The 12,415-nt window shown below is 73.6% G+C and carries 10 protein-coding genes; 6 read left to right on the plus strand and 4 right to left on the minus strand.

Translation table 11 applies throughout. The annotated features are described in order from the left end of the window. Positions 1 to 433 precede the first annotated feature (433 nt). Genes JOF41_RS09335 through JOF41_RS09350 form a run of 4 tightly spaced genes read left to right on the plus strand, consistent with a single transcriptional unit; the run spans position 434 to position 5,841 of the window. Entirely contained in the window at positions 434 to 2,785 is a 2,352-nt protein-coding gene (locus tag JOF41_RS09335; RefSeq protein ID WP_209617835.1) for a phosphoketolase family protein, read from the plus strand. Continuing rightward, entirely contained in the window at positions 2,785 to 3,861 is a 1,077-nt protein-coding gene (locus tag JOF41_RS09340; RefSeq protein ID WP_189226378.1) for an acetate/propionate family kinase, read from the plus strand. The genes JOF41_RS09335 and JOF41_RS09340 overlap by 1 nt, the downstream gene beginning before the upstream one ends. Positions 3,862 to 3,901: 40 nt before the next feature. Further along, the gene (locus tag JOF41_RS09345) at positions 3,902 to 4,237 is read left to right on the plus strand and encodes an ArsR/SmtB family transcription factor (protein ID WP_189226377.1); all 336 of its coding nucleotides are present in this window, start codon (positions 3,902 to 3,904) and stop codon (positions 4,235 to 4,237) included. Further along, entirely contained in the window at positions 4,234 to 5,841 is a 1,608-nt protein-coding gene (locus JOF41_RS09350) for a SulP family inorganic anion transporter (protein WP_209617838.1), read from the plus strand. Before JOF41_RS09345 ends, JOF41_RS09350 begins: the two co-directional genes overlap by 4 nt. Positions 5,842 to 5,856: 15 nt before the next feature. Here the strand turns inward: JOF41_RS09350 and pflA are convergent, their stop codons facing one another. From pflA to JOF41_RS09365, 3 genes are read right to left on the minus strand one after another with little or no spacing between them, the layout of a single operon-like run. Then, complete coding sequence (pflA, locus tag JOF41_RS09355) at positions 5,857 to 6,630, minus strand: pyruvate formate-lyase-activating protein (RefSeq protein WP_209617841.1); 774 nt, start codon at positions 6,628 to 6,630, stop codon at positions 5,857 to 5,859. After that, positions 6,630 to 8,888 (minus strand): formate C-acetyltransferase, encoded by a 2,259-nt coding sequence (pflB, locus tag JOF41_RS09360; RefSeq protein WP_209617843.1) that lies wholly within the window; start codon positions 8,886 to 8,888, stop codon positions 6,630 to 6,632. The genes pflA and pflB overlap by 1 nt, the downstream gene beginning before the upstream one ends. Further along, on the minus strand, positions 8,885 to 9,922 hold the full coding sequence (locus tag JOF41_RS09365) for a zinc-binding dehydrogenase (RefSeq protein ID WP_209617846.1): 1,038 nt from the start codon (positions 9,920 to 9,922) through the stop codon (positions 8,885 to 8,887). Before JOF41_RS09365 ends, pflB begins: the two co-directional genes overlap by 4 nt. Positions 9,923 to 10,093: 171 nt before the next feature. On the opposite strand from JOF41_RS09365, the gene JOF41_RS09370 reads away from it, so the two are divergent. After that, positions 10,094 to 10,594: a flavodoxin family protein gene (locus JOF41_RS09370; RefSeq protein ID WP_209617849.1), complete on the plus strand. Its 501-nt coding sequence runs from the start codon at positions 10,094 to 10,096 to the stop codon at positions 10,592 to 10,594. On the opposite strand, the gene JOF41_RS09375 is transcribed toward JOF41_RS09370, so the two are convergent. Beyond that, on the minus strand, positions 10,575 to 11,051 hold the full coding sequence (locus tag JOF41_RS09375) for a hypothetical protein (protein WP_189226371.1): 477 nt from the start codon (positions 11,049 to 11,051) through the stop codon (positions 10,575 to 10,577). The genes JOF41_RS09370 and JOF41_RS09375 overlap by 20 nt on opposite strands. A gap of 247 nt (positions 11,052 to 11,298) precedes the next feature. Here JOF41_RS09375 and JOF41_RS09380 point away from each other — a divergent pair, with 247 nt between their 5' ends. Next, complete coding sequence (locus JOF41_RS09380) at positions 11,299 to 12,399, plus strand: SH2 domain-containing protein (RefSeq protein WP_209617853.1); 1,101 nt, start codon at positions 11,299 to 11,301, stop codon at positions 12,397 to 12,399. The last annotated feature ends 16 nt before the right edge of the window (positions 12,400 to 12,415 follow it).

Below are 12,415 nucleotides of genomic sequence, written 5' to 3' on the forward strand. Positions count from 1 at the left end.
CCGGGTGGGTGAGCCCGCGCTCGTCCACCCGCTCGTTGGGGCGCCGCAGCCAGGTGTGGTCGCGGATGATGGGCGCCGGGTTGGCCGGTGGAGGTGAAGCGGGCCAGTGGCCATCCGGCGGCCCGCATCAGCAGCGTCATCACCGCGCCAGGGATCGCCGCGGGGCGCGGGTCGTCGCCCGCTCGTCCTGTCGGAGTGGGCTACCGCTGTCATGGCTTCGTCTCCTCCGCTTCCGCCCTCGCACCCAGTCTGGTCCGCGCGGTGACCGGACGACGCGTGCGAAGGTCCCGACCACGTCGGGACGTCCGGGTGCGCGGTCCCGCGTCGCGCAGGGCCGAAAGTCCTCGCCGTGCGTGTCCCCGGTCCCTGGGGCAGCATCGGTTCCGAAGGCAGGCTGAAGACCGACGTCCCCGGACCCCACAGGAGAAGCGACATGTCGCAGTCGGACGACCTGGCCCTCGTCGACGCCTACTGGCGCGCGGCCAACTACCTCTCGGCCGGGCAGATCTACCTGCTGGACAACCCGCTGCTCACCACGCCGCTGACGCCCGAGCACATCAAGCCCCGGCTGCTGGGGCACTGGGGCACCACGCCGGGCCTGAACTTCGTCTACGCGCACCTGAACCGGGTGATCAACGCCCGCGAGCTGGAGGTGCTGTTCGTGACCGGCCCCGGCCACGGCGGGCCTGCGCTGCTGGCCAACACCTGGCTGGAGGGCAGCTACAGCCAGACGCACCCGGACGTGCCGCGCGACGCCTACGGGATGCGGCGGCTGTTCCGGCAGTTCTCCTTCCCCGGCGGGGTGCCCAGCCACGTGGCGCCGGAGGTGCCCGGCTCCATCCACGAGGGCGGTGAGCTGGGCTACTCGCTGGCGCACGCGTTCGGCGCGGCGCTGGACAACCCGGACCTGCTGGTCGCGTGCGTGGTCGGCGACGGCGAGGCGGAGACCGGTCCGCTGGCCGCCAGCTGGCACCTGACCAAGTTCCTCGACCCGGCGCACGACGGCGCGGTGCTGCCGATCCTGCACCTCAACGGCTACAAGATCGCCAACCCGACCGTGCTGGCGCGCATCCCGCACGAGGAGCTGGACGCGCTGCTGCGCGGCTACGGCTACACCCCGCGCTACGTCGAGGGCGACGACCCCTCGACCATGCACGTCCGCATGGCCGAGGTGCTCGACGAGGTGGTTGACGAGATCGCCCGCATCCGGCAGGCGGCCCGCGCGGGGCAGACCGAGCGGCCGAGGTGGCCGATGATCGTGCTGCGCAGCCCCAAGGGCTGGACCGGTCCGTCCGAAGTGGACGGCGTTGCGGTGGAGGGCACCTGGCGCTCGCACCAGGTGCCGCTGGCGGGTGTGCGCGACAACCCCGATCACCTGCGGCTGCTGGAGTCCTGGCTGCGCTCCTACCGGCCCGAGGAGCTGTTCGACGCCGACGGCCGCCCGCGCGAGGAGCTGCTGGCCCTGGCGCCGCGCGGCGAGCTGCGCATGGGCGCCACCCCGCACGCCAACGGCGGTCTGCTGCTGCAGGAGCTGCGGATGCCCGACGTCCGCGAGCACATGGTGGAGGTGACCAAGCACGGCGGCGGCACCTCCGAGCCGACCCGCGCGCTGGGGCGGATGCTGCGTGACGTGATGGTCCTCAACGCCGAGGCGCGCAACTTCCGCGTCTTCGGCCCGGACGAGACCGCCTCCAACCGGCTGGACGCGGTGTTCGAGGTGACCGGCAAGCAGTGGCAGGCGGGCACCGAGCCGGTCGACGAGCACCTGAGCACCGACGGCCGGGTGGTGGAGGTGCTCTCGGAGCACCTGTGCCAGGGCCTGCTGGAGGGCTACCTGCTGACCGGGCGGCACGGCCTGTTCAACTGCTACGAGGCGTTCATCCACATCGTGGACTCGATGTTCAACCAGCACGCCAAGTGGCTCAAGACGCACCGCTCGATCGACTGGCGTCGCCCGGTCGCCTCGCTGAACTACCTGCTGTCCTCGCACGTGTGGCGGCAGGACCACAACGGCTTCTCCCACCAGGACCCCGGCTTCATCGACCACGTGATGAACAAGAAGGCCGAGGTCGTCCGGGTCTACCTGCCGGTGGACACCAACACCCTGCTGTCGGTGGCCGACCACTGCCTGCGCAGCCGCGACTACGTCAACGTCATCGTCTCCGGCAAGAACCTCACCCCGGACTGGCTGGGCCCGCAGGAGGCCGCGCTGCACTGCGCCCGCGGCGCGGGCATCTGGGAGTGGGCGGGCACCGACGACCGGATGGACGAGCCGGACGTGGTGCTGGCCTGCGCGGGCGACGCGCCCACCCTGGAGGTCATGGCCGCGACCGCGCTGCTGCGCGAGCACCTGCCGGAGCTGAAGGTGCGCGTGGTCAACGTGGTGGACCTGATGCGGCTGCAGCCGGAGACCGAGCACCCGCACGGGATGTCCGACCGGGAGTTCGACGCGATGTTCACCCCGGACAAGCCGGTGATCTTCGCCTACCACGGCTACCCGTGGCTGATCCACCGGCTGACCTACCGGCGCACCAACCACCGCAACATCCACGTGCGCGGCTACAAGGAGGAGGGCACCACCACCACGCCGTTCGACATGCTGGTGCTCAACGACATGGACCGCTACCGGCTGGTCACCGACGTCATCGACCGGGTGCCCGGCCTCGGCCCGAAGGCGGCGGGGCTGCGGCAGCTGATGACCGACCAGCGCACCCGCCACCACGCCCACATCCGCGAGCACGGCGAGGACCTGCCCGAGATCCGCAACTGGAGCTGGCCGTACTGATGGACGTGCTGGTGGTCAACGCTGGCTCGTCCAGCCTGAAGCTGAGCGTGCTGGGCGAGGACGGCGAAGTCCTCGCCCAGCACCACGTCGAGCGGTGGGACGGCGCCTCCGAGCTCGACCTGCGGCTGCCGCCGGTGGACGCCGTGGGCCACCGCGTCGTCCACGGCGGCTCGCGCTTCACCGCCCCCGTGGTGATCACCCCCGTGGTGCGCCGGGAGATCGCCGCGCTGACCGAGCTCGCGCCGCTGCACCAGCCGCGCGCGCTGGCGGGCATCGACGCGGCGCTGGCCCTGCTGCCCGACGTGCCGCACGTGGCGTGCTTCGACACGGCCTTCCACCGCACGCTGCCCGCCGCCGCGGCGACCTACCCGCTGCCGGGGCGCTGGCGGGCCCGCTGGGACCTGCGCCGCTACGGCTTCCACGGCCTGTCCCACGCCTACGCCTCGCGCCGCGCGGCCGAGCTGGCCGGTCTGCCCGGTGCCCGCGTGGTGAGCTGCCACCTCGGCGCGGGCTGCTCGCTGGCCGCGGTCCGCGACGGGCGCTCGGTCGACACCACGATGGGCTTCACGCCGCTGGCGGGACTGCCGATGGCCACCCGCAGCGGCGACCTCGACCCCGGCCTGCTGCTGCGCCTGCTGGACCACCTCGGCGCCGAGGACCTGGCGGACGGCCTGGCGCACCGCTCGGGCCTGGTCGGCCTGTCCGGGCACGCCGACATGCGCGACGTGCACGCCGCCATCGCCGCGGGCTCCGCCGACGCCCGCCTGGCCCTGGAGGTGTTCACCCACCGGCTGCGGCAGGGGATCGCGGCCATGGCCGCCTCCCTGGGCGGGCTGGACCTGCTGGTCTTCACCGGCGGCATCGGCGAGCACGACCCCGAGGTCCGCGCCCGCGTGCTCGACGGGCTGGCATTCCTGGGCCTGCGCCTGGACCGGGACCGCAACGACGCCGCGCGCGGTGACGCCCGCGTCACCGCGGACGCCTCGCCGGTCCCCGCGTGGGTGGTCGAGGCCCGCGAGGACGTCGAGATCGCCGCGGGCACCCGCCGCGCCCTGGACGAAGTCGCAGTCTTGTAGAATTGAAGAAATCTTCAATTCTTCGACTTCGGAGGACGCCGTGCCCCTCCCGCTGCACCAGGCCAAGGCCGAGTTCTTCCGGATGCTCGGGCACCCGGTGCGCATCAGGGTGCTCGAGCTGCTCCAGGACGGTCCCAAGCCGGTGCGCGACCTGCTGGCCGACATCGGCGTCGAGGCGTCCAGCCTGTCGGCCCAGCTGGCGGTGCTGCGCCGCTCGGGCATCGTCACGGCCACCCGCGACGGCACGACCGTGGTGTACGCGCTGGCCAGCCCCGATGTCGCCGAACTGCTGCGGATCGCGCGGCAGGTCCTCACCGGCCTGCTGACCGGGCAGAACGAGCTGCTGGCCCTGCTGCGCGAGGAGGAGGGCGCGTGACCACCTTCCTGCCCGCGCGGACCGACTGGTCCGGGGCGACCCGGCGCGACCTGCTGGCCGGGGTGACGGTGGCGATCGTGGCGCTGCCGCTCGCGCTGGGCTTCGGCGTCGCCTCCGGCCTCGGCGCGGCTTCGGGCCTGGTCACCGCCGTCGTGGCGGGCGCGCTGGCGGCGGTGTTCGGCGGCTCCAGCCTCCAGGTGTCCGGGCCCACCGGCGCGATGACCGTGGTGCTGGTGCCCATCGTCGCCCGCTACGGGGCGGACGGCGTGCTCACCGTGGGTCTGCTGGCGGGCGTGCTGCTGGTGCTGCTCGCGGTGGCCCGCGCGGGTCGCTACATGCGCTACGTGCCCGCGCCCGTGGTGGAGGGATTCACCATCGGCATCGCGGCCGTGATCGCCTTGCAGCAGGTGCCCGCCGCGCTGGGCGTGCCCACTCCGGCCGAGGAGCACGTGGTGCTGGCCGCCGCCGAGGCCGTCGCGGACTTCGCCGCCGCGCCGCGCTGGGAGGCGGTCGCGCTCGCGGTGGGCGTGGCGCTGGTGATGCTGCTGGGCGCGCGGTGGCGGCCGGGCGTGCCGTTCTCGCTGCCCGCCGTGGTCGTGGCGACCGTGCTGGCGCAGTGGGCCTCGCTGCCGGTGGCCAGGATCGGCGAGCTGCCCGCCGCGCTGCCCGCGCCGTCGCTGGCGTTCCTGGACCCGTCGGCTCTGTGGTCGTTGCTGCCATCGGCGGTCGCGGTCGCCGCCCTCGCCGCGCTGGAGAGCCTGCTGTCCGCCGCCGTCGCCGACGGCATGAGCGTCAACCAGCGGCACGACCCCGACCGCGAGCTGTTCGGCCAGGGCCTGGCCAACCTGGTGGCGCCGCTGTTCGGCGGGGTGCCCGCCACCGCCGCCATCGCGCGCACGGCGGTCAACGTGCGCTCGGGCGCCACCTCCCGGCTCGCCGCACTGACCCACGCCCTGGTGCTGCTGCTGATCGTGCTGGTCGCCGCGCCGTGGGTGGCGGGCGTTCCGCTGGCGGTGCTGGCGGGCGTGCTGCTCGCCACGGCGGTCCGCATGGTCGAGGTCGGCTCGGTGCGCGCGCTGGCCCGCGCGGGCCGCTCGGACGCGGCGGTGCTGGCGCTGACCGCGGTGGCCACGCTGGCGCTGGACCTGGTCACCGCGGTGATCGTCGGCCTGCTGCTGGCCGGGGTGTTCGCGCTGCGGGCGGTGTCGCGCTCGGCGCGGCTGGAGGAGGTGCCGCTGGAGCCGGGCGACCACCGCGAGGAGGAGCGCGCCCTGCTGGCGCAGCACATCGTCGCCTACCGGCTCGACGGGCCGCTGCTGTTCGCCGCCGCCCACCGGTTCCTGCTGGAGCTGACCGAGATCACCCCGGTGGCGGTGGTCGTCCTGCGCATGTCGCGGCTGTCGGCGGTGGACGCCACCGGCGCGCAGGTGCTGCGCGACGCGGTGCGGCGGCTGGAGCACCGCGGGGTCACCGTGCTGGTCTCGGGCGTGCGCGAGGAGCACCGGCGGGCGCTGGACAACCTGGGCCTGCCGGTGTTCGACAGCACGCCCGAGGCGATCGAGCACGCCCGCGAGCACCTGCGGGAGCGCGGACTGCTGGCCTGATCCGCGTCCCCGGCCTCACGCCTGCAGGCCGTGGGCGCGGAACTGACCGCGCACCCGCTCGACCAGCTCCGCGTCCGGCACCGGCGTGTCGGCCAGCTCGAACGGCAGGCCGATGGCCGCGTACTTCGGCGCGCCCATCTTGTGGAAGGGCAGCACGTCCACCCGCTCCACGCTGTCCAGAGTGGACGCGAACGAGGCGATGCCCTCGACGTTGTCCCACTCGTCGGTCAGGCCGGGCACCAGGACGAACCTGATCCACATCGGCTTGCCCAGCTCCGCCAGGCGGCGCGCGAAGGCCAGGGTCGCAGCCACCTCGCCGCCGGTGACGCGCCGGTAGGTGGCCGGGTGCCAGGACTTGATGTCCAGCAGCACCAGGTCGGTGTCGGCCAGCAGCCGGTCCGACGCCCGCGCGCCCAGCAGGCCGGAGGTGTCCAGGGCGGTGTGCAGGCCCAGCCCCTTCACCGCGCGCAGCAGCTCGCCGGTGAACTCCGGCTGCAGCAGCGGCTCGCCGCCGCTGATCGTCACCCCGCCGCCCGCGACCCGGATGAACCTGCGGTAGCGGGAGATCTCGGCGACGACCGACTCGACGGTGACGCGCCGCCCGTACCGCGCGAACCGCGTCTCCGGGTTGTGGCAGTACAGGCAGCGCAGCGGGCACCCGGCCGTGAAGAGCACGAACCGGGTGCCGGGGCCGTCCACCGCCGTGGTCAGGTCCCAGGAGTGGATCGTCCCGGTGGTCACCGCGGTGGTTGCCTCGGTGGTTGCCTCGGTGGTTGCCTCAGTCGTCATCACAGCGACCCGTGGAAGGTGCGGTCGACCACGTCGCGCTGCTGTTCCGGGGTCAGCCGCACGAAGTTCACCGCGTACCCGGACACCCGGATGGTCAGCTGCGGGTAGCGCTCCGGGTGCGCCATGGCGTCCAGCAGCACCTCGCGGTTGAGCACGTTGGCGTTGAGGTGGAAGCCGCCCGCGTCGGTGTAGGCGTCGAGCACGCCGACCAGGTTGCCCACCTGCTCCTGCGCCGTCCTGCCCAGGCCCGACGGCGTGATGCTCGCGGTCAGCGAGATGCCGTCGCGCGCCTGGTCGTAGGGCAGCTTCGCCACCGACAGCGCGGCGGCGACCAGGCCGTGCCGGTCGCGCCCGTTCATCGGGTTCGCGCCCGGCGCGAACGGCTCGCCCGCGCGCCGCCCGTCCGGGGTGTTGCCGGTGTGCTTGCCGTAGACCACGTTGGAGGTGATGGTGAGCACCGACTGGGTGTGCACGGCGTCGCGGTAGGCGGGGTAGCGCCGGACCTTGCCCATGAAGTCCTCGACCAGCCCGACGGCGATCGCGTCGGCGCGGTCGTCGTTGTTGCCGTAGCGGGGGAACTCGCCCTCCACGACGTAGTCGACGGCCAGCCCGGTCCCGTCGCGGACGACCCGCACGCGGGCGTGCTCGATCGCCGACAGGCTGTCCGCGACCACCGACAGGCCCGCGATGCCGCACCCGAGCAGCCGCTGCACCGGGTGGTCGTGCAAGGCCATCTCGATGCGCTCGTAGGCGTACTTGTCGTGCATGTAGTGGATGATGTTCAAAGCGTCCACGTAGGTCCTGGCCAGCCAATCGGTCATCCGGTCGAACGCCTCGCGGACCTCGCCCGCGTCCAGGTGGTCGCCCGCCAGCGGCGGGTGGGCGGGACCGACCTGCTCACCGCTGACCTCGTCGCGCCCGCCGTTGATCGCGTACAGCAGCGCCTTGGCCAGGTTGACCCGAGCGCCGAACAGCTGCGTCTGCTCGCCCACCCGCATGGCGGACACGCAGCAGGCGATGGCGGTGTCGTCGCCGAAGCGGGGGCGGATCAGCTCGTCGTTCTCGTACTGGATGGAGCTGGTGTCCACCGACACCTTGGCGCAGAACCGCTTGAACCCCTCGGGCAGCCGGGGTGACCACAGCACGGTCAGGTTCGGCTCGGGGGCCGGGCCGAGGTTGTAGAGGGTCTGCAGGAACCGGAAGCTGGTCTTCGCGACCAGCGGGCGGCCGTCCTCGCCGATGCCGCCGATGCTCTCGGTCACCCACGTCGGGTCGCCGGAGAACAGCTGGTCGTAGGCGGGCGTGCGGAGGAACCGCACGATCCGCAGCTTGATCACCAGGTCGTCGACCAGCTCCTGGGCGTCCCGCTCGGTCAGCGCGCCCGACTCCAGGTCGCGCTGGAGGTAGACGTCGAGGAACGTGGAGGTGCGCCCGAGCGACATGGCCGCGCCGTTCTGCTCCTTCACCGCCGCCAGGTAGGCGTAGTACAGCCACTGCACGGCTTCCCGCGCCGTCCGGGCGGGCCCGGAGATGTCGTCGCCGTAGGAGGCGGCCATCTCCTTCAGCTCGCGCAGGGCGCGGATCTGCTCGGCCAGCTCCTCCCGGTCGCGGATGACCGACTCGGTGGACGGCACGGCGTCGATCGCGGCCCGCTCGGCCCGCTTGGCCTCGACGAGCCGGTCCACGCCGTACAGCGCCACGCGCCGGTAGTCGCCGATGATCCGGCCGCGACCGTAGGCGTCGGGCAGGCCGGTGATGATCCCCGCTTTGCGGGCGCGTTTGATCTCCTCGGTGTAGGCGTCGAACACGCCGTCGTTGTGCGTCTTGCGGTACTTGGTGAAGATCTCCCGCACCGCGGGGTCCAGCTCGTAGCCGTAGGCGTCCAGGCTGGTCTCCACCATCCGCAGACCGCCCTGCGGCATGATCGCGCGCTTGAGCGGCGCGTCGGTCTGCAAGCCGACGACTATCTCGCGTTCGCGGTCGATGTAGCCGGGCGCGTGCGAGGTGATCGAGGACGGCACGCGCGCGTCCACGTCGAGCACGCCGCGCTCGCGCTCCTCGGCGAACAACCCGGTCAGCGCCTGCCACAGAGCGGTGGTCCGCTCCGTCGGCCCGGCCAGGAACCCCGCGTCGCCGGTGTAAGGCGTGTAGTTGTCCTGGATGAAGCCGCGCACGTCGATCGCGTTCCGCCACGCCTGGCCGCGGAACCCGGCCCACGCGCGGACCCGCTCTTCCACCGCTTCTTCCACCGCGGTCATCGCGTCAGCACCACCTTCAGCGCGCCGGTCTGCGCCGACCGCGCGAACACGTCGTAGGCCGCGTCGAACTCGTCCAGCCCGAAGCGGTGGGTGATGAACCGCTCCGCGTCCAGGCGCCCCGCCGCCAGCATCCTCAGCAGCGCGGGCGTGGTGGCGGTGTCCACCAGGCCGGTGGTGATGGTGACGTTGCGAATCCACAGCCGCTCCAGGTGCAGCGCGGCGGCCTTGCCGTGCACGCCGACGTTGGCCACCCGGCCGCCGGGGCGGATCAGCCGCGCGCACAGCTCGAAGGTCTCCGGCACGCCGACCGCCTCGATCGCGACGTCCGCGCCGCGCCCGCCGGTCAGCTCCGCGACCGCGCCCTCGACGTCCTCGGCGGCGTTGACGGTCGCGTCCGCGCCGAACTGCTTGGCCGCGTCCAGCCGCGACGGGGCCAGGTCGACGGCCACCACCAGGCCGGGGCTGAACAGCCGCGCGGTCTCGACCGCGGCCAACCCGACCGGGCCCGCGCCGACCACGACCACGGTCTGGCCCGGCAGCACGCGACCGTTGAGCACGCCCACCTCGTAGGCGGTGGGCAGGATGTCCGACAGCATGACCGCGGCCTCGTCCGCGACGCCGTCGGGCAGCAGGTGGGTGGAGGTGTCGGCGAAGGGCACCCGCAGCAGCTCCGCGTGCGTGCCGTCGACCAGGTGCCCCAGCACCCAGCCGCCACCGCCCAGGCACTGGCCGTACCCGCCTGCGCGGCAGTACTCGCAGCGCCCGCAGGCGCTGATGCACGACACCAGCACGCGGTCGCCGGGCTTGACGCCGGTCACCGCGGCGCCGACCCGCTCCACCACGCTGACGGCCTCGTGCCCCAGCACCCGGCCCGGCTCCACCTCGGGCACGTCGCCCTTGAGGATGTGCAGGTCGGTGCCGCAGATGGTGGCCGCGGTGATCCGCACCACCGCGTCGGTCGGGTCGACCAGCTCGGGGTCCGGCACGTCCTCCCAGGCCCGCCTGCCGGGCCCGTGGAAAACCATCGCCTTCATGGGGTCCTCCTCGCACTGCGCTCACCTCAAGGCTTCCCCGGCGGGTCCACGGGGGACAGGGCCGTCGGTCCCACGTGGCCGCGCCGGAGGTCCCGGCCGTCGCGGGGTGTTCGCCGCTGTCCGTCCGCCGCGCCTCGGCGCACCGTGGAGGTGACAGGAAGGTGGTCCGCCATGTCACGCGCACTCGTGGTCTACGAATCCATGTTCGGCAACACCAAGGCCATCGCCGAGGCGATCGGCACCGCACTGGCCGCCGAGGTCGTCGAGGTCTCCGACGCCCCCGACGTCCTGCCCGAGGACGTCGAGCTGCTGGTGGTCGGCGCGCCCACGCACGCGTTCGGGCTGAGCAGGCCCGCCACCCGCAAGTCCGCCGCCGACCAGGCAGGCGCCGAGCTGGTCTCCGCCGGGCGCGGGGTCCGCGAGTGGTTGGACGCCCTCGCGCCGCACGGGCGCCGCGTCACCGCGCACGCCTTCGACACCAGGCTCAGGGGCGGCTGGCTGCCAGGCTCGGCCGCCAAGGCCATCGCCAAGCGGCTGCGGGCCCTGCACTTCGAGGTGCCGGAGCGGCCGATGTCCTTCCACGTCACGGGGACGCCCGGTCCGCTGCTGGTCGGCGAACCCGCCCGCGCCACGGCCTGGGCGCGGGCCATGCTCACCGGTACTCCGGCCTGACGGCACTCGGATCGCCTTCCTGGTCACCGGGGCCGGTGCGCGCCCACAGGACGCGCACCAGTGCCGCGGTCTGGACCAGGAAGGCGATCAGGACGACGGCGCCGATCGAGGGCAGCCCCACCGCCAGCACCGACGCCCAGTCCACCGCCGGGTCGTCGAAGGCGAACGGGAACACCGACCAGGTCGTCCAGAGCACGGTCATGGCGAAGGCGGTGGTGACCACGTCGCAGGCCAGGCGCACCAGGCGGTGCGGCCGGACCAGGCATGCGATGGCCGCCACCAGGCCGACGGCCAGCGCGATGTCGAACACCACCACCACCGCGCCCGCCCGCTCGGTCAGGAAGGGCACGGCACGCCAACCTGGGGAGAGGTTCACCAGGACCAGCAGGACCACGTTGGCCGACACCGCGAACAGGTCGCCCAGCGGTCGTGCGGATCGGGTCGTCGTGCTCGTCATGTCGACCTCCTCGGGCCACGCGCGCGGGGTGGGGAACCACCCCCTCCCAGTCGGCCACCACCGGGCACGGGGGGTACAGCGGCCGACGACCCGTCCGGAGCGGGACCAAGGACCCGCGGAAGGCGGGCCGGGGCAGGAAGTCCCAGTGGGGCAGGGGCGAACGATCCGGAACCGGGCACCGACGCCTCTGCCCGCACCGCCGCGGCGGGCGGAGGCTGGACGGGGCGAAACGGGTCGGGAGGTCGAGATGTCGCGCTCGTTCAGGAATCTGGGTGTGCTGGTGTCCACGGCGGCGCTCTGCGTCGGGGTGTCCGCGTTCGAGGGGCGCGCGGAGGTGACCGAGCCCACCACGCCGCAGTCGCCTGGCCAGCACCGGGCGGTCACCGACCGGACTGGCGGCTACTCGATCAGCGTCGCCGCCAACGGGTGGTCGTTCCCCCGGCCTCGGGTCGGAGTGGGGCACGGCCCCGGCCCGGACGTCCCGCTCCGCGGCGAGCTCGTGGCGGAGCACGTCCTCACCGCGACAGCCGCGTTCGACCGGCAGTCCTACCGGAACGGTGACACCGCGCTGCTGGTGCTGACCGTGACCAACGGCGGCCGCGCGGCGGTTCCCGGCGTCACCGGCAGCTTCGACGAGGACGGCGGGACCGCTGTCGACCTCGGGGATCTGCGCTACCCCGGTCCAGGGGTCACCCTGCCGCCCGGCGGGACGCGGACCGTCCAGGTGCGCCTCCCCGTCGACGACCACCGGGCCGACCTGGGGCGCATCAGGGTGAGCGGGGCCTTCGGCTCACCGCCGTTCGGCGAGGGCAGCGCCGGGGCGTCCGCGCTCGCCCGCGTCCCCGGCCGCCGCGCGGCGCGCGTCGAGGGGCTGCTCGCCGTGCGCCGCGCCTCGGCGTCCGACGTCGCGGGAGCGCTGACGAGCAGGCCGCTGCCGGGCGCGGAGGTCCATCTCAGGGACCAGGTCACCGGTGCGGTGCTGGTCAGGGACACCACCGACGAGCAGGGGCGGTTCGGGTTCTCCGACGTGCCGGTCGGCCTGCACGACACCGGGGTGGTGGGACCGTGGGAGATCGTCTCGGGCAAGGACTTCCCGGTCAGCGCGGGCGGCGATCCCGGCGTCCGCCTGGTGCTCGTCGAACCCGGTCCGGAGCAGCCCGACCCGGACTCGACCACCTTGGCGACCACCTCACCGGAGGTGGGCACCGCCGCGCCCACCACGCCCTCGGACGCGGGCTCCGGGCTGGCGGGCACCGGCACCGGCGCGTCCTGGCGCGCGCTCGCCGGTCTGCTCGCGCTGCTGACGGGCGCGCTCCTGGTCGCGGCTGCCCGGCGCGGGCGGACCTGACCGCCACCGGAGAAGG

Source organism: Saccharothrix coeruleofusca (genome assembly GCF_017876325.1).
Classification (GTDB): Bacteria; Actinomycetota; Actinomycetes; order Mycobacteriales; family Pseudonocardiaceae; genus Actinosynnema; species Actinosynnema coeruleofuscum.

What these genes read in the sequence shown, in the direction of transcription:
- JOF41_RS09340 (WP_189226378.1), top strand. Translation starts at nt 2,785, where the DNA reads ATGGACGTGCTGGTGGTCAACGCTGGCTCGTCCAGCCTGAAGCTGAGC.
- JOF41_RS09375 (WP_189226371.1), bottom strand. Translation starts at nt 11,051, where the DNA reads ATGACGAGCACGACGACCCGATCCGCACGACCGCTGGGCGACCTGTTC.
- JOF41_RS09365 (WP_209617846.1), bottom strand. Translation starts at nt 9,922, where the DNA reads ATGAAGGCGATGGTTTTCCACGGGCCCGGCAGGCGGGCCTGGGAGGAC.
- pflA (WP_209617841.1), bottom strand. Translation starts at nt 6,630, where the DNA reads ATGACGACTGAGGCAACCACCGAGGCAACCACCGAGGCAACCACCGCG.
- JOF41_RS09335 (WP_209617835.1), top strand. Translation starts at nt 434, where the DNA reads ATGTCGCAGTCGGACGACCTGGCCCTCGTCGACGCCTACTGGCGCGCG.
- JOF41_RS09380 (WP_209617853.1), top strand. Translation starts at nt 11,299, where the DNA reads ATGTCGCGCTCGTTCAGGAATCTGGGTGTGCTGGTGTCCACGGCGGCG.
- pflB (WP_209617843.1), bottom strand. Translation starts at nt 8,888, where the DNA reads ATGACCGCGGTGGAAGAAGCGGTGGAAGAGCGGGTCCGCGCGTGGGCC.
- JOF41_RS09370 (WP_209617849.1), top strand. Translation starts at nt 10,094, where the DNA reads ATGTCACGCGCACTCGTGGTCTACGAATCCATGTTCGGCAACACCAAG.